General features: G+C 42.6%; 19 protein-coding genes and 1 pseudogene. 1 reads left to right on the forward strand and 19 read right to left on the reverse strand.

Translation table 11 applies throughout. From position 1 onward, the window contains the following. Nucleotides 1-121: 121 nt before the first annotated feature. The 18 genes and pseudogenes from IQ19_RS00260 to IQ19_RS00355 all read right to left on the reverse strand — a co-directional run bounded on the left by IQ19_RS00260 (nt 122) and on the right by IQ19_RS00355 (nt 19,168). Nucleotides 122-1,390, reverse strand: coding sequence for a GntP family permease (locus tag IQ19_RS00260; protein WP_144538767.1), 1,269 nt, complete (start codon nt 1,388-1,390; stop codon nt 122-124). A 124-nt stretch (nt 1,391-1,514) separates the two neighbouring features. Next, a complete protein-coding gene (locus IQ19_RS00265) occupies nt 1,515-2,621 on the reverse strand; it encodes a sugar diacid recognition domain-containing protein (RefSeq protein WP_144538769.1) in 1,107 nt (368 codons plus the stop codon). Nucleotides 2,622-2,721: 100 nt separating this feature from the next. Further along, nucleotides 2,722-3,339 carry an NAD(P)-dependent oxidoreductase gene (locus IQ19_RS00270; RefSeq protein WP_144538771.1) on the reverse strand — a complete coding sequence of 206 codons (618 nt, stop codon included), beginning with the start codon at nt 3,337-3,339 and terminating at the stop codon, nt 2,722-2,724. After that, a complete protein-coding gene (locus IQ19_RS00275) occupies nt 3,320-4,072 on the reverse strand; it encodes a sirohydrochlorin chelatase (protein WP_144538773.1) in 753 nt (250 codons plus the stop codon). Before IQ19_RS00275 ends, IQ19_RS00270 begins: the two co-directional genes overlap by 20 nt. Nucleotides 4,073-4,725: 653 nt before the next feature. Next, on the reverse strand, nt 4,726-5,502 hold the full coding sequence (gene cobA, locus IQ19_RS00280; protein ID WP_144540010.1) for a uroporphyrinogen-III C-methyltransferase: 777 nt from the start codon (nt 5,500-5,502) through the stop codon (nt 4,726-4,728). Nucleotides 5,503-5,897: 395 nt separating this feature from the next. Continuing rightward, nucleotides 5,898-6,497, reverse strand: a complete 600-nt coding sequence (cysC, locus tag IQ19_RS00290; protein WP_144538777.1) for an adenylyl-sulfate kinase — start codon at nt 6,495-6,497, stop codon at nt 5,898-5,900. Between the two features lie 16 nt (nt 6,498-6,513). Further along, on the reverse strand, nt 6,514-7,659 hold the full coding sequence (gene sat, locus IQ19_RS00295; protein WP_144538779.1) for a sulfate adenylyltransferase: 1,146 nt from the start codon (nt 7,657-7,659) through the stop codon (nt 6,514-6,516). A gap of 27 nt (nt 7,660-7,686) precedes the next feature. Then, nucleotides 7,687-8,751, reverse strand: coding sequence for an inorganic phosphate transporter (locus IQ19_RS00300; protein WP_144538781.1), 1,065 nt, complete (start codon nt 8,749-8,751; stop codon nt 7,687-7,689). Between the two features lie 15 nt (nt 8,752-8,766). Further along, nucleotides 8,767-9,483 carry a phosphoadenylyl-sulfate reductase gene (locus IQ19_RS00305; RefSeq protein WP_144538783.1) on the reverse strand — a complete coding sequence of 239 codons (717 nt, stop codon included), beginning with the start codon at nt 9,481-9,483 and terminating at the stop codon, nt 8,767-8,769. A gap of 109 nt (nt 9,484-9,592) precedes the next feature. Beyond that, nucleotides 9,593-9,715: a YezD family protein gene (locus IQ19_RS00310; protein ID WP_394138152.1), complete on the reverse strand. Its 123-nt coding sequence runs from the start codon at nt 9,713-9,715 to the stop codon at nt 9,593-9,595. A gap of 542 nt (nt 9,716-10,257) precedes the next feature. Further along, nucleotides 10,258-11,481, reverse strand: coding sequence for a C45 family autoproteolytic acyltransferase/hydrolase (locus tag IQ19_RS00315; RefSeq protein ID WP_144538785.1), 1,224 nt, complete (start codon nt 11,479-11,481; stop codon nt 10,258-10,260). 133 nt (nt 11,482-11,614) lie between these two features. Then, nucleotides 11,615-12,679 (reverse strand): M14 family zinc carboxypeptidase, encoded by a 1,065-nt coding sequence (locus IQ19_RS00320; protein WP_144538787.1) that lies wholly within the window; start codon nt 12,677-12,679, stop codon nt 11,615-11,617. Nucleotides 12,680-12,954: 275 nt separating this feature from the next. Then, a complete protein-coding gene (locus IQ19_RS00325) occupies nt 12,955-13,941 on the reverse strand; it encodes a Gfo/Idh/MocA family protein (protein ID WP_144538789.1) in 987 nt (328 codons plus the stop codon). Nucleotides 13,942-14,363: 422 nt separating this feature from the next. Further along, nucleotides 14,364-15,638, reverse strand: coding sequence for a nickel-dependent lactate racemase (gene larA, locus IQ19_RS00335; RefSeq protein ID WP_144538791.1), 1,275 nt, complete (start codon nt 15,636-15,638; stop codon nt 14,364-14,366). A 22-nt stretch (nt 15,639-15,660) separates the two neighbouring features. Next, nucleotides 15,661-16,491, reverse strand: coding sequence for an ABC transporter ATP-binding protein (locus tag IQ19_RS00340; RefSeq protein WP_144538793.1), 831 nt, complete (start codon nt 16,489-16,491; stop codon nt 15,661-15,663). Between the two features lie 509 nt (nt 16,492-17,000). Next, nucleotides 17,001-17,192, reverse strand: coding sequence for an IDEAL domain-containing protein (locus IQ19_RS00345; RefSeq protein ID WP_144538795.1), 192 nt, complete (start codon nt 17,190-17,192; stop codon nt 17,001-17,003). Nucleotides 17,193-17,411: 219 nt separating this feature from the next. After that, a pseudogene (locus IQ19_RS00350) lies at nt 17,412-18,035 on the reverse strand (malate dehydrogenase); the annotation flags it as partial. Nucleotides 18,036-18,118: 83 nt separating this feature from the next. Beyond that, complete coding sequence (locus tag IQ19_RS00355) at nt 18,119-19,168, reverse strand: DmpA family aminopeptidase (RefSeq protein ID WP_144538797.1); 1,050 nt, start codon at nt 19,166-19,168, stop codon at nt 18,119-18,121. 167 nt (nt 19,169-19,335) lie between these two features. Between IQ19_RS00355 and IQ19_RS00360 the strand changes: the two genes are divergently transcribed. Further along, nucleotides 19,336-20,520, forward strand: a complete 1,185-nt coding sequence (locus IQ19_RS00360) for an MFS transporter (RefSeq protein ID WP_144538799.1) — start codon at nt 19,336-19,338, stop codon at nt 20,518-20,520. Between the two features lie 54 nt (nt 20,521-20,574). On the opposite strand, the gene IQ19_RS00365 is transcribed toward IQ19_RS00360, so the two are convergent. After that, nucleotides 20,575-21,357, reverse strand: coding sequence for an SDR family oxidoreductase (locus IQ19_RS00365; RefSeq protein WP_144538801.1), 783 nt, complete (start codon nt 21,355-21,357; stop codon nt 20,575-20,577). Nucleotides 21,358-21,739: the final 382 nt, after the last annotated feature.

Genomic DNA, 21,739 nt, shown 5'->3' on the forward strand with positions numbered 1-21,739 from the left:
TCAAAAAGCCCAAGAGTTCAAAGAGAATTCTGGCCAGGGAGTCTACTGCCTGTAAATACCCGATTGGTTCAATTATCCACTTGTGGGACTGAAAAAGCATCCAACTGTGGGAAGTTTCACCTTATCCAAAAAGCTTAAAGACTCCAAATACGAGAGTTGAAATGATTGCGAGTGTTAAACCGACCAGAGACTCGTATGGCATCAGTTTTAAGCGTTCTTTAATCTCCATATTGACGCTGCCTGCAGTGGCATGGAAAAAGCTTCCGTGCGGTAAGTGGTCAAGTACGGTGGCACCAGCATGGATCATGGCAGCTCCAGCCAATGCGGATACACCCAGTCCTAAAATCGTGCTGCCGAAGACGCCGCTCGCTACTGCAGTACCAGCAGTTGTTGATGCTGTTGCTGCAGACATGAAAATACCTGAAGCAGGCGCCAGCAGATAAGCAGGTAGACCCGATGAGCTTAATGCATTAATGATGACATCTTTTAATGCTGAGTTGGCAATAATGCCTGCCAATGTTCCAGTTCCCAATAGCATGATGGCTACGCCAGACATTTTGCTTAGACCGGAAACAGCATAGTCATTGATTTTTCTTGTTTTTCTCATTGCAATGGCACCTACTATACCTCCGATTGGCAGAGCTACCATTGGGTCAATATTGATATCAAATAATGGGCGCAGCGCCAGTAAAATAATTGTAACCAGCGGTGCGATCATAGCTGTAAAGAATAACGGGAGCTTTGTATTGTCTGGCACTTCCACATCTTCAGTCATCACGGCTGAACCTTTATTTACGAGTTTCTTGGCAATGATGTACGTAACAGCCAGTCCAAAAACAGCCGGAATGATTCCCGCAGCCATAACGGATGTAAGCGGAACGCCAAATGCATCTGATGCAGCAATGGCATTCGGATTCGGTGACATAATGTTCCCAGCTTTACCGCCGCCGATCATCGCAAGCAAAATTGCCATTTTTGACAGCCTAGCTCTCTTTGCAATGGCTAGAGCGATTGGTGAGACTGTGATTACGGCTACGTCGACGAAAACACCGACCATTGTTAAAATCATCGTCGCTACTGCCAATGCCAGCAGTGCCCGGGTCTCTCCGAATTTTTTTACAATTGTTTCAGCAATGGAGGATGCAGCACCTGATTCAATCAGGACACCTGCCAGAATACCTGCTGCGAGAATTCTCAGGACTGCTGGAATGATTCCTTTGGCGCCTTCCATCATTAAATTCACGGTATTTGTAATATCTACACCGCCGATCAAGCCGCCAATTAATGCACCGGCAACCATCCCATACGCAGGCGGCACTTTTTTCAAGATTAATAGAATAGCAATCACTAAGGCACTTATGGCCCCTAAAGCGCTTACAGTAACATCCATATGAAAACCTCCCAAGGTGCTTGTTTGCTTATGAATCTATTGTAAGCGTTTGCCGTGCTTATTACATTGTGAATGAAGATGAAATAACTGAATGGAATTTTCAATTAATTGTGCATATGCACAATCAGCGAAGATCATTTAATATTTTTGCTATATACAGTTCCATTAAATTCTTTATATTTCTAGGATCCTTTCCTGTTAGTTCCGTTATTTTATCCAGACGGTATCTGAGTGTATTGCGATGAATAAATAAGCTTTCCGCGATTTTGTTCAGCTCTCCGCCTTCTTTTATGTAAAAATCCAGGGTATGGGCCAATTCCCCTTTCTTATCCTGCTCAAGCAGCCGATCGTAAAAAGAGAAAGCATTGCCAGCCTGCTCAGTTTGTGCCAGTTTGGATAGCGTAACTTCCAGCCGGTAATCCTCATATAGGTAAAAATCGGCATCTGGCTCCAACTTTTGTCCAAGCATGAGAACTCTTTGTGCCTGCTGGAAAGAAGTCTTCGTTTCTTTGATGGTTTCTGCCAGACTGCCGCATCCGACAATGGTTTTTTCCTTTATTGCTTTGACAAGCCGATTTAAGAAAGCTTTCCGTTCGAATTGGGATCCCGCTTTAAGAATCACTATTTCATCATTAAAAGTTACACCTGTTAAATCCTGTTTTCCTAGTTCAAATTGAATGGCGCTGATTAGCTGTTGATTAGTTGTTTCTTGTTTGCCTGAGTGTTTAAGTACCATCGCTGCTCTGGGCTGTTGAAGATCGATACCGAGAAAGCCGGCCCGCTCTTTTATCCATACTTCATTTATATGTTCATCAGAAATCAGCTGATTGACAATTTCACTTTGCAGACGCTGCTTCCATTGCACTCTCTCCAGCAAAAAAGATTGCTCTAGCACGAGTTCTGCCGCCATTTTTACAAGCTCTGCATAATTGCGGATCTGCTCCGGCTCTCCCGTAATACCGACAACACCTACAATTTGATTATTAAAACGGATTGGCAAGTTAATTCCCGGCTTTGATCCTTTTAATTCTGAAGCCTTTGATTCATCAATTTCCACGCTTTCAGCTTTTTTTAATACTAAAACTGCCCCGTCATGAATTTGGTTAATCCTCTCGCGATCACCCGACCCAATGATAATGCCCTCCGCATTCATAACGTTTATATTCCTATTTAATATTTTCATCGTCCGTTCCACTATTTCCTGAGCCAGCTCATGAGTCAAAAACTCCATATACCTCCCGCCTTCCTGTTTTGTTGGTTTTAATTTACCATAGTGAAGATGCACAATAAAACCAAAACAAAAAACCGTGTCCAAAACACGGTTTTTTGAATTAATTAGATAAATGTAATGATTGCAAATGGTTCCATTTTTCCTTGCGTGCATCTTCATGTACGCGATATCGGTCATCCAACAATTCTGCCAGAAGCTTATTTTTTTCATCCAAAGAGATTGGAAGCCTTTTGATATGCTCACGGCATTGTGCCAAAAAGGCAGTATATCCCGTCCAGCTATCATTAAATTGCTCTTCCAATTCTTTTTTCAGTTTGCGGGTAAGCTTGGGGCTAGCACCGTTTGAAGTGACGGCAACCTGAAGATGGCCGCGGCAGACAGTAGCCGGAAAAGTCACATTCCCTTCTCGGGATTCATCTACAACGCAAACTAGCTGTGTAGGCGCAAGCGACTTGGCCAGAGTATGGTTAATTTCTCGATTATTGGTAGCCAGGATGGAGAGAAATGCATCCTTAAAGTCTTCTGGATAGGCTTCACGGTGAACCAGCTCATACCCTTTTTGGTTGGCAAGCCCAATGACATCTTTTGAAAAATCAGGTGCAATAAACATAATATCGGCCTGTTCTGCATCTAGCACCATCGCTTTACGGAATGCCACCCTGCCCCCGCCCGCAATAACAATTTTTTTGCCAGTTAAATTAATGACTAGCGGCTGCACTGGCATTCTCCTTTCCGTTAGCTTTTTCTATGACAATATCCTGTATAACCTGATGGCTTCCCAAAGCACCAGTTAGTAAAATCGAGTGTACCTGTTTTTTCTTCTTTTTTACCTCCTTTTTAACCTCACTCAATAGAAGTCCTGCAAATAAAAGATAAGGGATGACAATAATTCGACCACTAGCTTTTTCGCATATGGAATCTAGACCTTCTTGGAAAGATGGGGACGCAGCAGCCAAATAACACACGTGGACCTCTTTTATGCCAAGACGCTGGCTGATCCCTTGTGCGATTGAGTGGAATGATTCTTGTATTGATGGGTCGCTGCTTCCTCTGCCGACTATCAAGATGGAATCATTCAGACTAAATGGCTCGGCTTCTATAGTGACCAGTTCAGCAATTGCGTCCAGGATTCTGCCCTGCACGCCAAAAGGATCGGCCATTGTTACGCTTATATTAGGGTGCTTTTCTATTAGAGGGGCAAGTGCGTCGGGAATATCTTGCTTAATATGGCCTGCTGCCAGCAAAAATAGAGGGACTATGGTTATGTCCGTAGCGCCTTCCTGGAGACAGCTGTCAAACCCTTGTTCTATTGTTGGTTCTGTGAGTTCGAGAAAGCTCAGCTGCTGAATGGGATGCTTCACCTTTTTTATGACACTCTCTGTAAAAAGATTTGCTTCCGCAGCACCCTGTTTCGAACGGGTTCCATGGCCGATATATAAAATCGCTTTCATATGGGGACTCCTTCCTTGATAGTTTGAGATAAATAAAGAGACTTTGGGAACTACTATTTTTAATAAGCAAAATAACGAGTGAGCAGCAGTTTGGCATGATTTATTTTACTCTACTCCAGTAACAACTTATAATTCCTGCTTAACGCCACGAGGAATTATAAGTCGTTCTCTAATGGAATGGCGTCGATACCAACGGAATTTACGCCAAATGCAGGTAATTGCGTCATTAATGAGGAAATATGCGTCGTGACTTGTATGGTATGCGTCGCTCCCTAAAGGAATTGAGTTGATTTCAACGGGATTTGCTCCGAAAGCAGGTAATTGCTCCTTAAACGAGAAATTACGCGTCATTCGTTATATGGACGCAATTACTTTAGTGAATGAAACATATCATCAAAGCCGCTAATTATTTGGATCCTTGCGCATAAATCTCCTGAAGTCGCGCACTTTTTGCAGAAGCTCACGCGTAAACTTTCTTAGTCTGCGCATATTTCTTGGCAGGCCGATCCTAAACTTGGTTTCTGCGCATAAATCCTTAAAAGTCTCGCACAAATTGCGGTTAGCCACGCACATTTGACTGAAACGGGCGCATATTTCTTGGATAGGGGCGCATAAAATAGCTCCCTTCCTCCTATACCACAAATAGGTTCACTCTACCCCTGCATAACCGGTAAATGGGGCAAAACTTCTTCTTCGAACCAGTTAATTTTATCGTGGAGCTTAACTACATCGCCAATAACGATCATACTAGGGTTTGCGATATTGGCCTCATTTACCTTCTGTTCAATATTGGCTAGAGTACCTGTTACAGTCCGCTGTTCTCCCAGGGTTCCCCAGTGTACAAGTGCAATTAGTGTTTGCGGGGATTTTCCATTGTCCAGTAAATTCTTCACGATGTTTGGCAAATGCGATACACCCATGTAGACACAAATGGTGTCTACCGCATGAGCCAAATGAGCCCATTGGTGCTCAGCTTCCTCATTTCCTGCTTGGTGGCCGGTGACAAACGCGAAGCTCTTGCTTAAGGTCCGGTGTGTGACAGGAATGCCTGCATAGGCTGCAGCTGCAATTCCTGCAGTAATGCCTGGAACGATTTCAAACGCGACGCCATTTTTCACACACTCTTCCGCTTCTTCACCGCCTCTTCCGAAAACAAAAGGATCTCCTCCCTTTAAGCGGCAAACCTGGAGTCCCTTTTTAGCATATTTGACAAGAAGATGGTTAATCGTTTCCTGCTTCATAACGTGATGATTTGGAAGTTTCCCACAGTATACGAGCTGCGCTTCTTTTTTGGCATATTTTAAAAGTTCCGGATTCACGAGACGATCATAAAGAACGACATCCGCTTCCTGAAGGCAACGCATTCCTTTGACAGTAATTAATTCGGGATCTCCCGGACCTGCACCCACTAAATAAACTTTTCCCGTCACCATCATGATCGTCCTTTCTAAAATGTTTTTTTGTTTTGCCTGTTTTCTCATTGATTGTTGTTTTAGTTTGTAAATGATGCCCGTTGATTTCCGCTGCTGGCACTTGCTTTCCGCGGGGAGGAATGAGAGCCTCCTCGGCTTCGTCTGTGGGGTCTCTCACCCCCTCTCCTCCCGCAGGAGTCAAGTGCCCTCCGCTCCAATCAACTCAGACGCTATACTCAGTTAACCGCCCAAATGCAACAAACTATACCAAAACAGTTTTGATTTTATATATACTTATACAGTCATTTATTAAGCTTTTATTCTAATTGATTTTTATAATACCATTTTTCAGAGTGAAATAGTAGGAATTATTTTAGAAAAGGAGCCTCTTCCACAAAAGAGACTCCCGATTTTTATAAAATATTTTTTTCGCGGAGATAACTTAAAATCTGTTCTACCGCTTCTTCAACTGAGAATTGATCAGACCGAACGGTTATTTCCGGATAATCAGGTGCTTCATAGGGAGAATCAATTCCGGTAAAGTCCTTAATTTCCCCGCGGCGTGCTTTTACATAAAGCTGCTTTGGATCGCGGCGTTCGCATTCTTCCAATGGGCAGTCGATGAATACCTCAACAAATTCCCCTTCTTCAAAAAGCGCTCTCACTCCGTCTCTGTCGGAACGGAATGGGGAGATAAAGGCTGTTGTGACAATTTTTCCGCTGTCGACAAAAAGCTTGGCGACCTCCCCAATTCGGCGGATATTTTCATTCCGATCACTTTCTGAAAAACCTAGGTCCTTATTTAATCCATGGCGGACATTATCTCCATCGAGGACATATTCATTGATTCCCTGTCGAAATAGTTCATGTGAGACTGCGTTCGCAATGGTCGATTTTCCTGAACCGGATAAGCCTGTGAACCAAAGCACGACACTGCCATGGCCGTTTTGTGCGCGTCTTTCTTCCTTAGATATAGTGGCATCATGCCAGGTTATGTTTGTTGCCTTCGTCATTTTGCTGCCTCCCCCCTCAAACCGTTTCTTTCTCTCTCATGCCTTCAATTAATACCTCAACAACCTCTTTCCGGCTGAAGGTTGATGGCGGAAGTTCACCGTTGCGGAGCATTTCCCTAACCTTCGTACCTGATAGAATGACGCGGTCTTCTTTGCTGTGAGGGCAGGTTTTATCTGAAGCCATGCCTTCGCACTTGTTGCAATAGAAGCTATGTTCAAAGAATAAAGGCTTGATGCCAAGCTCTTCTTCGGTAAAGTTGCTGAAAATATGCTGCGCATCATAGGTACCATAATAATTGCCTACGCCGGCGTGGTCCCTTCCAACAATGAAATGCGTGCAGCCGAAGTTTTTGCGGGCAATCGCGTGGAAAATCGCTTCACGAGGGCCAGCATATCTCATCGCAGCCGGATAAACAGCCAGCTGTGTACGATCCTTTGGATAGTAATTTTCCAAAAGGACGCGATAGCTCTTCAGGCGCACATCTGCCGGGATGTCATCTGACTTTGTTTCACCGACAAGCGGGTTTAGGAAAAGTCCATCCACTGTTTCCAGGGCTGCTTTTTGGATGTATTCATGGGCTCGGTGAACTGGATTTCTTGTTTGGAAACCAACAACGGTTTTCCAGCCTTTTTCTTCAAATAACGCTCTTGTTTTTTGAGGCTCGAACCAAACATCTTCTGCTACACCCTTGCCAGGCTTTTTAATAAGGGTTACTTCACCGCCAACATACACCGGTCCGCGTTCGAACAGCCTTTTTACACCAGGATGTGCAAGTTCTTCTGTTTTGTAGACTTCACGGGCTTCTTTGCTTAAGTCCGGTTCGTACCATTCAGAAACTGTGATCACGCCATAAACAATGCCTTCGTTAACTAGCTTTAATTTCTCCCCAGCTGCAAGCTCCTCTGCTTTTTCATTTGATACTGGGAGCGTAACAGGGATTGACCAAACTGTTCCGTCTGCTAATCTCATTTTCTCTACAACAGATTCATAGTCTGCTTTTCCAAGGAAACCAGTCAGGGGGCTGAATAATCCTACGCCGATCAGCTCTAGATCACTCAGTGCGATGGCATCAATCGGGATTTCTTTTTCAATTCCTGCAAGATTGTAATTGGAGTCAAATGCTTGAACTAGTTTTCCTCCATGAGGTTTCGGTAAAGCCATTTTTTCATCAACCTTTCCTGTTAGAATTTACTTTTTTTCAGTTAACGGCCTTGCACTTGATGTTGCCTGAGTCATTAAAAACTTCACTCCGAAAACGGATATGAGTACACCCAGCATTGCAATGACCGGATACACATTCTGCTCAATTACCAGCTGGATGAATGTGTAGGATAGAACCATTGATAGTACTGGAGAAACAACCCATACAACCAATAGCTGGACAACTATATCCTTTTTTAGGACGGAACGGCCTTGTTTGGCAAATCCGATCCCGATAATGGATGAGGTCGTGATTTGCGTTAATGGAACTGGAATTCCAAAAATGGATGCTGCCATGACGATTCCGGCACCTGTACCCGAAATGACACAGCCTTCTTCCAATCTGATGCTGGTAATCTTTTTTCCATTCGTTTCCAGAACCTTTTTTCCGAGAAAAACCGCTCCAGCTGCAACGAATAATCCTCCCCAGAAGATTCCGTTAGCGGTGCTCATGATCCCTGCGCCAACCAGTGGTCCAACAGCGTTCGCGACATTATTCATGCCAGCAGAGAAGGCTTCAAACACGCCCATGAAAATGACAAGGGCAGTTAATATCGGGATTGACTTTGGGGTGCTGACCAATTTTTGCATGAAGGGTTTCTTCAACAGTGTTGCTGCCAAAATGGCAATAATAAAGGCTACAACTGGTGTAAGGAGCCAAAACATGACAATCCATGCCAGCTTTCCTGCAAAAACCGATTGATATACAATCCCGGCACCGACTACTGCTCCGACAGTTACTTCGCTGGTTGACAGCGGAATTCCAAATACATTAGCCAGAAACAGTGAGAGTGCTGCAGAAGCGATTACAATGAGGGCAACCGCCTCTGTAAATGTACTCTGCGGTACAATTCCGCTTCCCATTGTCTTAACGACTTCCCCTCCGCCCAGCCATGCCCCCAAAAAAACGGCCATTCCGCAAAGGATGAGAGCTATGATCCTGTTTTTAATAACACCTGAGCCATAAGCGATCCCCATTGATGCTGCTGCTCCGCTGGCACCTATATTCATGGCAAAAAACAAACCAACAGTGACCGCTATAATTGTGAGCATCTCATCTCCCTCCTTTTACCTGGTATGAAGTCCACATTCGGTCTTGCCGCTACCTGACCATCGGCCGGCACGGGAATCGCCGTTTTCATCGACTGCCTGTGTACAGGGAAAGCAGCCGATACTTGGGTAGCCATGATCATGGAGTGTGTTATATGGAAGATCATTTTCCCTGATATAGGACCAAACTTCATCCCAGGTCCAGTGAATGAGCGGGCAGATTTTGATATTTCTGAACTTTTCGTCCCTGTTGAGAAATTCCGTGTTGGCTCTCGTAGGCGATTGCTCGCGTCGAAGGCCTGAAATCCATGCCTCCTTTGGCGTTAAGGCTTCTCTTAGTGGGATAACCTTGCGGATCTGGCAGCACTGGTTTGGTTCTCTTTTCCACAGGGCCGATCCGAATTCTGCTGCTTGCTGGTCCAGCGTTAACGATGGCTCTTTCCGCTCAATTTGAAGCTTGGGAAAGCGGGCTTCGATTTTTTCAATCACTTCATAGGTTTCTGGAAAATGCAGTCCGGTGTCCAGGAAAACAATATGCGCGTCAGGCTGTATTTCCTGGATAAGGTCGATTAAAACAATTGCTTCCGCTCCAAAGCTGGAAGCGTAAACGATTTTATCCTGGGGATAGTTTTTATACGCCCACTCCAACACCTTTCGGGCGCCTTTCAGTTTGTCATCGAAGGTAAATGTTTCAGATATCTGATTCCAATTTTCATATGTTACCGCAGTGCTCATCTAGCAGTACTCCTTTCATCCTGTAAAAATCTTGCCTAATGTTTCAACCAAAAAAGGCCGCCTTTTCGCCTGAAGTTTCTTTCAGGTAAAAAGACCGCCTCTAGTTTGTCTAGTCAGCGCGCTTATTCGGTTGAAGACGAACCTTTTCGTTCTTCTCAAGTTGTATAACTTTGCCATCCTGGACGACCAATGTGATCGATCCGTATTTGATGCTCTGCAGCATCTGCTTCAAATGAGCAGATAGTTCTTCCCAGTCAGCCTGTTTCAGAGCGGCTCGCCTCCTTTTCAAAGTCTAGGAAAATACTTATTTTGGGTTGGATATTCACTAAATTTTTTGTAATGTTGAGATTAATCCTACCATACCTATAGGAATTGTCAACAAGTTATTCAAAGAAAATTTTAAAATTGTAAAAAATGGGCTTTTTTTCTTAATTTAAAGGGTCTGTTAAACTTGCCTGTTGATTTCCGTTCCAGGCACTCGCTTTCCGCGCGCGGTCTGACGCTCCTCAGCGCTCTGCGCCTGAGGTCTGCCTTTGTCTCGCTTCTCCCGCAGGACATTGAATAAGCTTCCACGAATAAACACCGCACGAAGAAAATGCGTTAGCATTTTCGAGGATCTCGCGCCTTACACTCCAATCAACAGGGTGCAAATATCTACATTGGGCATTAACAGAGCCTAATTTAATAAGTGAATTATATGATGGCTTTAAAAATTCAACCAAAAAAAGCACCCCTTTTAAGGGATGCAGGATGGTTTTAAGCTGTTTGAAATTCTTATTTGCGGTTTTCGATTTTGCTATTCAGATCTCCTGATTGGAATGGTTCAGGAATCAATGGACGATCTACTTCAAAAGGGATTGCTGGGGCAATACTTGGCTGGCCTAATTGAGACCACATTCTTAATTTGCTGCCATCAAATGTTCCGGTTGATACAGATCCCATTTCAATGCCATTAATTTCAGATTGGGCATCAATCCAGTAGACTTTATCTTCTCCGTTCTGATCCTCAGAAATTTCGACTAAATCCTGTGGATTAAGCTTTCCAATTTGTCCATGTAAAAGATATGTTGCACGATCCAATCGTTCTTCAGTAGAAATATACCAGCTCCAGCGGGATTTTTCAGCAGGATCGTCATCCAGGGCTTCATATTTCTCCATTCCAGGGAGGATATAATGATTGGTATGAGCCATTGCTTCATCGACAACCCACTTAACAGCAAATGCACTGTTTGTGGTTTCTAGAAAGGCGCCTTCTTTAGCATCGGCTATCCCATACGCAGAGCCAGAAGCTCTTGGCAGATCCTGAATATAGGATACTGCTTCCCTCGCATCCGCTGCGTTTTCAAGCGCCATGCGTATAACCGTCAAATTTCCGTATCCTTTTCCTTTGTCCCATGTATGAAGAACATTATTGCCTACAGAGACACCATACTCATTAATTCCCATTGCAATTCCTGAAGAACCGGCACTCGTTATGCCGATAAAACTATACCCCTTCTCTGGTTTAATCTGGAGAACCACTTGCTTATATCCTCTTGATGCATCACGATTCTTGTGATAATACGCTTTATCTCCCTGAGTAGCAGAACCTGTTGCAATGATTGTCGTACATCCATCTCCGGCAACTTCTTCTTCTAAAACATTAAAAGCCAGCAAATCTGATAACTCTGTGCCTGAACTTTCAGCCATTGCTCTGTACTGTTCCAATAGGTTTGGCTGTACATCCTTTAAAAATTCCTGATATTCTTCTGCAGCGCTGTCTAGTTCAGTCTTTGTATAGCCTGCCAAACTAGCAGACTCTTTAAATATCTCGAGATTATGCCTGATGGCAGATTTTGCTTGCTCCCCGTACTCTTTCCCAATCTTTTCAGAATGGCCAGATGCTAGTACAGTCTCTTTTGAATCCTCTGCCGATACAATGATTATATTTTGCGGACTTAAGGAAAATAAGGTGATGGCTGCTATAGAAACTAATAAAAAAGCTTTAGCTAATTTCAATTTTTTGGCTCCTTTTCATAAAATTTTAAAAAAAACTCTCTGCTGTTAAAGTGGGGGACCTAACCAAATGGCAAAATAAAATAAAAACATCCCCGTTTTTCAAAAGAAGTTAAACGGGGATGTTTGTTAGTTCTTATTCGTCCGCTTCTTCACCTTGTCTGTTTTTCTGTTCAGGCAAAGTGTCCCAGAAGCTAGTGTCAGCAGTTTCAATGGAACCGTCTGCAATTGCTCTTACAGTAGCATCAAGAGTAGTGATCGTCTGCTTAATCAGGTAGCCGTTGCTCTTTTGGCCAAGAGCATAGGATTCAATATAATGGTCTGACATGCCGCGCATTTCAAAAAGGAGTGTTGAGATATCGTAGCGGACTGCAGCGCCGTTTCGGCCGATATTTTCACCAGTTCCGCCCGCATATTTACCGATATGGCCCCAGCCTGTATCATGTAAGGCATTAAAAACGACAGACCCTAATTTTTTGGAACCTTCCAGCACTTCTGGAGCTACGTTTGGATTTGTTGGATACAGAATTGAACCGGAAACAAGCTTTCCTTCTGTTTCACTTAAAGTACCCTGATGATGAAGGTCGATCATGTAGTCGATATCGTATTTCATAAATACATTTTCATGAAGAGCTCGTGCTTCAGGCTCCATTTCGCTAGTCTCTTTAGCATGTTCGCGATTGAGATCGATTCCATTATAATTGTATCGTGTTAAATGGCGATCTCCATCGGCGTGATAGTCATCAAGTGAGAAACCTACATCACCCATGGCCCCATCAGCATTTAACATAGGAATAACAAGAATATTAACATTCTCAAGAACTCCCCCTGTCTTCGCAGTACCTAAATGCTTGATGAATTGTAAAGCCCCTTCTGTTGTCAGCTGCTCGTTGCCGTGCTGCTGGGTTAAGAACAAGACAGTTGGATTTTCAGGATTTGAAATGTATTTTGCCATGTAAATATCGCGCTTTTGGACTGTTTGGCCGATCACTTCAAGCTCCATAGCTTCTTGTTTGGCATCTTGAGTTTTTAAGTACTCTACTAAACTATCATATGTATGCAGAATCGATGTTTGCACCGCACCATTTCCAGCACTTGGTCCATTTCCAACAGCACCAGCAGGCAGCCCTACAGCCGTAACGGCACCCAAAGCCATTAGGCCTGATAAAGAAACGGATAAAACCTTTTTCTTTAATGTCATAAATTCATTCCTCCAAATTAAAAGTTTATTACACTATTAATTTTAGTGAATATTTTTAATAGTGTTAATAGAGTAAGGTGCCTATTATTCTGACAAATTTCGTAATGCGAAATAAGTAAATATGGAGGAGTTTAAATCAATGAAACCCGGGTATACTATGTAAAAATAATCCAATATTCCCAAACTGGTTAGTTTGTTACAAAAAAAACCAAATTTATAAGGTGTAATAGGAACTACAAAAAAGACCAAACAATTTACGCTTGGTCTTTTTACTCTTATTTTTGATCAGCCGGATATACAACACCAATTTGCCTGCGGGCTTCCTCAATAATCTCCATGGCAATCATCGAGTTTGCAAATGAATTAATTTCAGATTCAGTCTTGCCTGCCTGCACCAATTCGATAAATTCTTTTGCTTCATAATACATGCTGTCACTCATTTGCTGCTGTGTCAAATTTTCTTGATATCCATTTCGATAATGGATTTCAACCTTTTCAGGAGTATTAATTTTATCTATAAAGATATTGCCATCTTCACCCTGGATTTCTGATGGCAGATTTGAATTGGCTATTTTGCTGTACATTACTACTGCATCTTTGTCTGGATATTTCAGCACAATGCTTCCTTCTCCGTCAACGCCTGATTCCAGCATGTAGCCGGCTGCTTTTACCTCTTCCGGCTTGCCGAAAAGCGTGACAAGCGGATAAATGCAGTAAATGCCAATGTCCATTAGGGCACCATTTGAAAATTTAGGATCAAATGCATTTAACACTGTACCCTGCCTGTATGCATCATAGCGGGAAGAGTATTGGCAATAGCTAGCGAAATATCTGCGGATTTGGCCAATCTTATGTAAATTCTCCTGGACTGCCTTAAAGTTTGGCAGGAAGGTAGACTTTAGCGCCTCCATTAGCAGGACATTATTTCCCTTAGCCGAATCAATCATTTTTTGAAGTTCCTTTGTATTAGATGCAATTGGCTTTTCGCATAATACATGAACCTTATGTTCCATGAAAATGACCGCCTGCTCGGCATGCAAGGAGTTTGGACTCGCAATATAAACGGCATCTAAATCGCCGCTGACTGCCATTGCTTCTAAATCCGTATAAATTTTATTAACACCGAATTTGCCGGCAAATTGTTTTGCCTTTTCCTCTGTACGCGAATAAACAGCTGATAACTGAAAATCTTCTATCTGAACTGCTGCTTTTAAAAATGCTTCTGTAATCCAATTGGTGCCTACAACGCCGAAACGAACCAAAATAATTTCCTCCATTTTCTTATGTAAAAATATTATTTTTTTATGATGCAGGACATTTTAGTAAAAAGCAACTATTTTCCTTCTTAAAAATGGCTCTTTTCTAAAAGATTGTTGGTTTTGAATAGGTTCTGTGAGATAAATAAGGTTGGTTGATTGGAGCGTAAGGTGCGAGACTCCTGCGGGAGGAGCGGGAAGGTGAGACCCCACAGGTGCTGCGCGCCGAGGAGGCTCACCGCCCGCCCCGCGGAAAGCGAGCATCCTGGAGCGGAAGTCAACCTCTCCTCACTACTACTAAAAAGCAACAAAGTTTGCGAAAACAGCCTTAAAAATAAAGCAGCCTATCTTTTGAGCAGGCCGCTTTGTTGAATATATGTCTATATGGCTCATTAAGAGGATTAGGCATGACAGTTAGTTTACGTTCATTAACTCCTAACTCCCTCTTTTATATAAGGAATCGTCAATGGCCCAAGAGGCAGGACTGCAATCCTTACCTTTTTCCCCTGTTTTTCTACTAGTTCTTCAACCGTTTTCTCGATTGAGTCTGTTGGCAGGAACATCGCATTTTCAATGTCCTCATTAGAAAGGGTGGAATACACATAGACATCTGCCCAGACTTGAATAAGCGCCTGCTTCTGCACTTGCCACTGATCAAATATGGAGAACTCAGGATTACCGATCATATCTAAAATCTCTTGAGGTGTTGGTTTCATTGTTAAAATTTCAGCATAGTTGCCATGGTTGGGGAGTCCATCGCTGCACTCAGCTGCACAAATAATGGCTCCGCCTTTTTTCACGATTTTTTGGGCAGCGCTCATCCCTTTTACGGCTTGATACAAATTTTGATCCAAAGGATATCCGCTGTTACTGGTAATCACAATATCGAAGGGTTCTTCACAAGCCACCATCGAATGTTCCCTGACATATTCACAGCCTGCCCTATGGGCTTTTATGACATCCCCTGCAAAGTAATTTGTAATTTCCTTATCACCGTTTAAAGTTACATTCAACATGAAATCCGGTTTTGCCATTAACGCGGCTTCTGTTGCTTCACCTTGTATAGGGTTCCCCTCAATTTTCCCCCAAGTGCTGTTTTTATCGCCAATCATCCTCGCATTGTGAAAATGCATAATCGTATCGATTCCGGCTATTCCAGGCATGATCCCCTTCGGCCCTCCGCTGAATCCGGCAAAAAAATGCGGTTCTATAAATCCTGTGACAATTTTAATATCACTTTCACAATACTCTTTGTTCAAATAAACCTCTGCCCCATATGAAGTAGTCCCCAAATAGCTTTGAGTATTTTTATTAAAGGCATTGTTATGAATGATGCGGACGCTATTTACCACCTCTTCGCCGAGCATTTGGATGAGCTCTTCGCGAGTATTATCGCGATGGCTGCCAGTGCCATTAATAATGACAAACTGTTCTTTGGGGACGTGATTTAATTCCTCCATTATCCAGGGTACAAGCTTGTGATTTGGTGTTGGCCTGGTCAAATCACTTATGACAATGGAGACTTTATCTGTTACTTTAACCATTTCTTTTAATGGTCCGGTTCCTATAGGATTTCGCATGGCCTCGAAGGCTTTTTCCTTTTCATTTGCCAATCCTGGAATACGTACTGGTTCAATAACTGCTGTGTTGTCAGGAAGGTTGACGTGCAGCCCTTCCTTTCCGTATGCCAATTTTATCTTCAAGGGTTTCTCCTCCTTCAATTTTTTAATTGCCTGTTTTTAACGTTTCCTGAATGGAGTTGACGCGGATCCAAGGGCGGCCATCTTCCCAATTTAAGGAAACTGGTACTCTGAAGGTCTCTTCCAGCAAAGGTTCTGTGAGTGTTGCCCTTTTGCTGCCCTGAGCAATCACTTCTCCTTCCCTCATCAAAAGTGTATGAGAAATGGAAGGGACAATTTCCTCAATATGATGGGTTACATAAAGGACAGTAGGACCTTCTGGCTGTGCCATCATCTTCTCAATTGAAGATAATAATTCTTCCCTGGAGTAGATATCCAAACCATTGCATGGTTCATCCAATATCAATAATTTTGGGGATGCCATTAAAGCTCTGGCAATCATTGCTTTTCTTTTTTCGCCTTGCGAGAGGGACGACAATGTTTGATTTTCCACATGACGGATATTAAACCTCTCCATTAATTCAATGGCTTTCTCTAAATCCTTTTGAGTAATGTCCTCATACAAACCAATGGAAGCGAATTTGCCGCTCAAGACAATCTCAAGGACTGTATCGGAAGGACGGAACTGAAATTTATCATCCAAAGAGGTGCTTACCCATCCTATCGACCTTCTCAATTCAGGGATATTTGTTTTCCCGTAAAGATTCCCTAACACGGATACCTGTCCTCCATTTGGCCACTCATATCCAGTAATCATCTTAAGCAGAGTGGTTTTCCCCGATCCATTCAAACCAAGAACTGCCCAATGCTGTCCCTTCTCCACTTCCCAGGAAACATTATGTAAAATTTCTTTTCCGTCTCTTTTCCAGCTGATGCTATTTAAGCAGATGACAATTCTGGAATCTATTTGACTCATGGTAATCCTCCTTCTGACTCACTTTTTAATAGGGTGATTAATGCATACAGATAACGAAAATTATTTGCCTTCAATACGGAATAAAGCTGAAGACACTATTCTTTGATTTCCATATGACTGCTGTGAAATCCTGTGTTTTAGTTCATACTTTTTCATCTGCCATGCTTTTCCTTTTTGGTGGAGTGAAAAAAAGGGTGTCATAGGCTTTGATGAAGACGAAAACCTTCAATAGAATGGATATTTGGTCGCCATAGAGCGTTCATGAAGACGAAAACCTTCGATGTAGTGGAAATAAGGTCGTCATAGGGCGTTTTTGAAGACGAAAACCTTCGATGCAGTGGAAATAAGTCGTCATAGGGCGTTCATGAAGACGAAAACCTTCACCCAGATGGAAAAATGGACGTCATAGAGCGTTTTTATGATTCGTTTATATAATTTTCCTAAAACAACAAAAGGCAGCCCCATTCTTTCGAACAGGCTGCCTTTTTACACATTAAATTGTCGGCTAATTACGAAATCTTTTTTAATTCATCTGTTAGGCGGATAAATTCATCCTTGTTTCGGTCCGTAAGAGCTTCATCAATTTTTTCGCGAAGCTTATCTTTACGATATTCTTTAAGAGCTTGATTTAGGACCTGTTCTGCTAACTGTGACACATTTTCCTCAGACTGTTGCGGCGAGTTAAGTAGACGTTTTTCCATTTGAAATCAACCCCTTGACCTTTTTTCTATTATAACAAAAGTTTTCTGATAATTCAAACCATAATTTTCTGAAATTTAGTTTAGCAGCTGCTAAGCTTGTATTTTCAATGTACCCAGATAGCAAGTTGTTTAAACAATATAGAGTTAAAAGACAAAAAAGCTGAATTATAAAGAAAATTGCTCTTCCTTACAAGTCAGCTTTTTCGACTAGTTATTGACCTATTCAGTTTGGAGTATGCCCATAACATTTTGAACGGACTTAACAGATTTATCGAGCGCAGCTTTTTCATCTGCTGTCAGCGGAATTTCAATTACACTTTCAATTCCATTGCCGCCGAGGATGGTAGGCACACCAAGATATATATTGCTGTAGCCATACTCTCCTTCGAGGTAGGCAATCGAAGGCAAAATGCGTTTTTTATCCTTCAGGATCGCTTCTGCCATCTGTACCATAGAGGCCGCAGGTGCATAATACGCACTGCCCTGGCCAAGAAGATTAACAATTTCTCCTCCGCCTTTTCTGGTTCTTTCCACAATTGCTTCGATTCTTTCAGCAGGAAGAATTTTTTCAAGCGGGATACCTCCAGCATAAGAGTAGCGTACTAAAGGAACCATGTCATCTCCATGGCCCCCCAGGACAAATCCTGAGATATCTTCGATTGAGACGCCTAACTCTTGGGCAACAAACGTATTAAAACGGGCAGTATCCAATACACCTGATTGACCGATTACGCGGTTTTTTGGAAATCCTGTTGTTTTATAACAAACATAGGTCATCGCATCGACAGGGTTACTTAATACAATGATATAGCTTTCAGGGGCATATTTTATAATATTCTCTGAAAAAATTCTTCTGATACATCTTTAAAAACTGCATCCTGAGCAGCTGCATGATCAATTATTGCAAGATTGCTTATAATTACTTATTACCTTTTACTAAACATCCCCGCAACCACCCGTCCATTCCGCCCTTTCGTTGTCTCTGCCTGTGAAAGCGAATTGAGGATGGCTTCTTCGGCTGCTTCAGCTGCACCTTGAAAAAGCTGATTCATAATAGGATGATCATCTCTAAGAAAATGGGCAGTTTCAATCATATGGTTACTTTGATGGGAAACTTTATTGGCGGTTGAAAACGCAATGACAATGTCGCCGCTGCCATTGCTGAAGTGGCTTCCCGTCCGGCCGAGCCCAATTCCACATCTCTTTGCCAGTCTTTTTAGCTGCCTGTCACTGACAGGTGCGTTTGTAGCCAGGACAATCATGATGGATCCATCTGGCGTTTCATTAACCTCTTTTACATCCTCTGAAAACAGCCCATATTTACTAAATGGGAAATCGTCTTTATTGCCAAAATTGGTGACAACGAGGCAGCCGATTATGTATTCTGCAGGTTTTTTCTCCTCATTAATTACGCGTGATGCCGATCCAACGCCACCTTTATAGCCAAAGCAGACCATCCCTTTACCAGCCCCCACTGCACCTTCAACAGCAATGTCCTCTTTCGCACTTTCAATTGCTTCGATGGCATGCTCAGGCTTAACCGGCAATTCCCGAATGGAATTTAAATACCCGTCATTGCACTCGCCAACGACAATATTGATGGTTCCGGTTGTCTCCCCAATTTCAGGATTGTTTTTTAGCATATATTTCAGTGTACCCTGAGTGACCGCCGGAACGCCAAATGTGTTGGTCAGCATGATCGGTGATTCAAGCAGACCTAATTCTTCTACCTGTACAAGACCTGTTGTTTTTCCAAAGCCATTGATGACATAGCTGGCTGCAGGCACTTTTTCATGAAACAGGTTACCGCCATGCGGCAAAATCGCGGTTACGCCGGTGCAGGCATATTCGCCTTCTCCCTGGAGCGGATCATCCAAAGTGACATGTCCTACCCTGACCCCCTCAATATCTGTGATGCAATTTTTTTTGCCAGGCTTCTGTTTGCCTATTTTAACGCCTCTTTCTCTTATTTTCATATGTATCCTCCAAGCGAGATTTTTGATTCAATCGCAAATACCTGGGTATTTTATTAAAACAGATTCATTCATTAGAATTTCCAAATGGTTTCCTTTATAATAGATAGACATTTAGGTTTCCTAATCATTTTATTATAGTTTGCTAAGGTTTTGGGAGGATTTTTATTATGAGTCAGTCAATAGCAAAGGGGACACCCAAGCAAACAGTGGGCTCCGAAAAAATATGGTCTCGGGATTTTGTGCTGATTCTGATGTCCAATTTCTTTATATTTCTAGGATTTCAAATGACACTTCCAACCATACCCCTGTTCGTTGAAAAATTGGGCGGAAATGATCAAATGATTGGTATTGTGGTAGGAATCTTTACTTTTTCAGCACTTCTATTGCGCCCTTATGCAGGTCATGCCCTGGAGTCAAAGGGCAGGCGCTTTGTCTATTTAATTGGTTTGGCTATTTTCGTTGTGTCGGTAGGATCTTTCGGCTTTGTAAACAGTTTGCTTTTCTTATTTATTCTAAGAGTTGTCCAAGGATTTGGCTGGGGCTTTTCGACAACTGCTTCAGGCACGATTGCCACTGATTTGATCCCTGCCAAACGGCGCGGGGAAGGAATGGGCTATTTTGGGCTTTCCGGAAATATTGCACTTGCATTTGGTCCAACCCTGGGACTCGCTTTAACTGGGATTATTTCTTTTAAGCTCTTATTTTTATTTTGTGCACTCTTAGGAATGGCAGCCCTTTTGCTATCTTCAAGAATACAATATAAACAAGTTGAAAAGCAGGCTGTACCCATGAAGAGATGGGATATATATGAAAAAGGCGCTTTAAAACCATCCCTTCTTTTATTTTTTATCACGGTGTCCTTTGGCGGTATCGCTTCTTTCCTTCCGATCTACTCGGCTCAAAAGGGAATAGGCGGAATACACTGGTACTTTCTTTTATTTGCCATTGCACTAATGGTTTCCCGGACATTTGCAGGGAGATTATATGACCAAAGAGGGCATCAAGCGGTATTTATCCCGGGCGCTGTTTTAATTTTAGCAGCCATGGTCCTCCTGGCCTGGCTGCCAAACAGCAATGTTATGTATACAGCTGCCATTTTTTATGGACTCGGATTCGGATCTGTTCAGCCTGCACTTCAGGCCTGGTCTGTAAAAGAAGCCCCAGCCAATCGCCGGGGCATGGCAAATGCCACCTTTTTCTCCTTTTTTGACCTTGGTGTTGGTATCGGGGCTATCGTTTTCGGGCAAATTGCTCACCTATTTGGCTACAGTACGATTTACCTGACAGCTGGAGGCTCGGTTCTAATTTCGATCCTTCTATATATAGGAATTCTGGTAACTAAACGAGGCTAAAAAGAAAGACGATTTTCCTTTTTCACAGGGACATCGTCTTTTTTATGTAAAAAGTTATAAAGCCTTCACCATGCCGCCATCCACGAGAATGGAGCTTCCGGTTACATAGCTGCTCGCATCGGAGGCAAGGAAGGTAACCACATTTGCAAACTCTTCCGGAGTTCCGTATCTTCGCAATGGAATCATGCTTTTTGCTCTTTCCACAATTTCTTCCTTGGAGACGTTCTGTTTATCGGCATTGTGCTGATCCAGATAATCAACCCTGTCTGTCGCAATGCGGCCAGGAGCTACGGTATTAATCAAAATATGATAAGGTGCCAGCTCCTCTGACAGCGTTTTTGTCATGCCAACGATCCCTAAACGGAATGTATTGGATAAAAGAAGGCCCGGGATCGGCTGCTTAATGGATGAAGATGCAATATTAATGATTCTGCCGCCATTTTTCTTCAGATCAGAAAGTGCTTCACGAATGAGTCTTACGTAACTTAACAGATTTAATTGAAAGGCCTTTTCCCAATCTTCGTCTGTAAAGGTTTCAAATGTCCCGCCAGGAGGGCCGCCTGCGTTATTGACAAGAATATCAATTCCCCCAAGTGTTTCACTTGTATGCTTGATTAGTTGTTTAATATCTTCTGGATTGGTAATATCCGCTCTAAAATATTCAACTTCTATGCCATTTTCACGGAATTCCGTTTGCACGGACTGCAATTTCCCTTCATCCCGGCTTGTAATCATTACGCGTGCGCCTTCTTTTGCCAATTGAGCAGCCACTGCTTTTCCAAGGCCCTGACTTGATGCAATGACAAGGGCGTTTTTATTTTTTAGGTTAAGGTCCATATTGTTTTCCTCCATTTAATTTTATTCATAAAAAAGCATAAATCAATTATAATACAAAATAGTGAATTTTTAAAAAATAAGCTTTAAACTAAAGGATGTTTTCTCATAGATTGTTGTTTTTGCTTATCAATTTTTCCCGTTGATTACCTTGCGTGCACTCAGCGAACAACGGGGAGCAATGTGAGCCTCCTCGGCTTCGCCTGTGGGGTCTCACACTTCCTTCATTTCCCGCAGGACATTGAATAATCATCCTTGAATAAACACCTCGTCGTAAGAAAATGCGGATGCATTTTCGAGGATCAAGTGCCCTCCACTACAATCAACTCAGTTTGTTAAACTAAGTTTGCCTTCAAAAAGCAACAAACTTTACGAAAACAGCCAA

It is taken from the genome of Cytobacillus oceanisediminis (assembly GCF_007830235.1).
GTDB lineage: Bacteria > Bacillota > Bacilli > Bacillales > Cytobacillaceae > Cytobacillus > Cytobacillus oceanisediminis.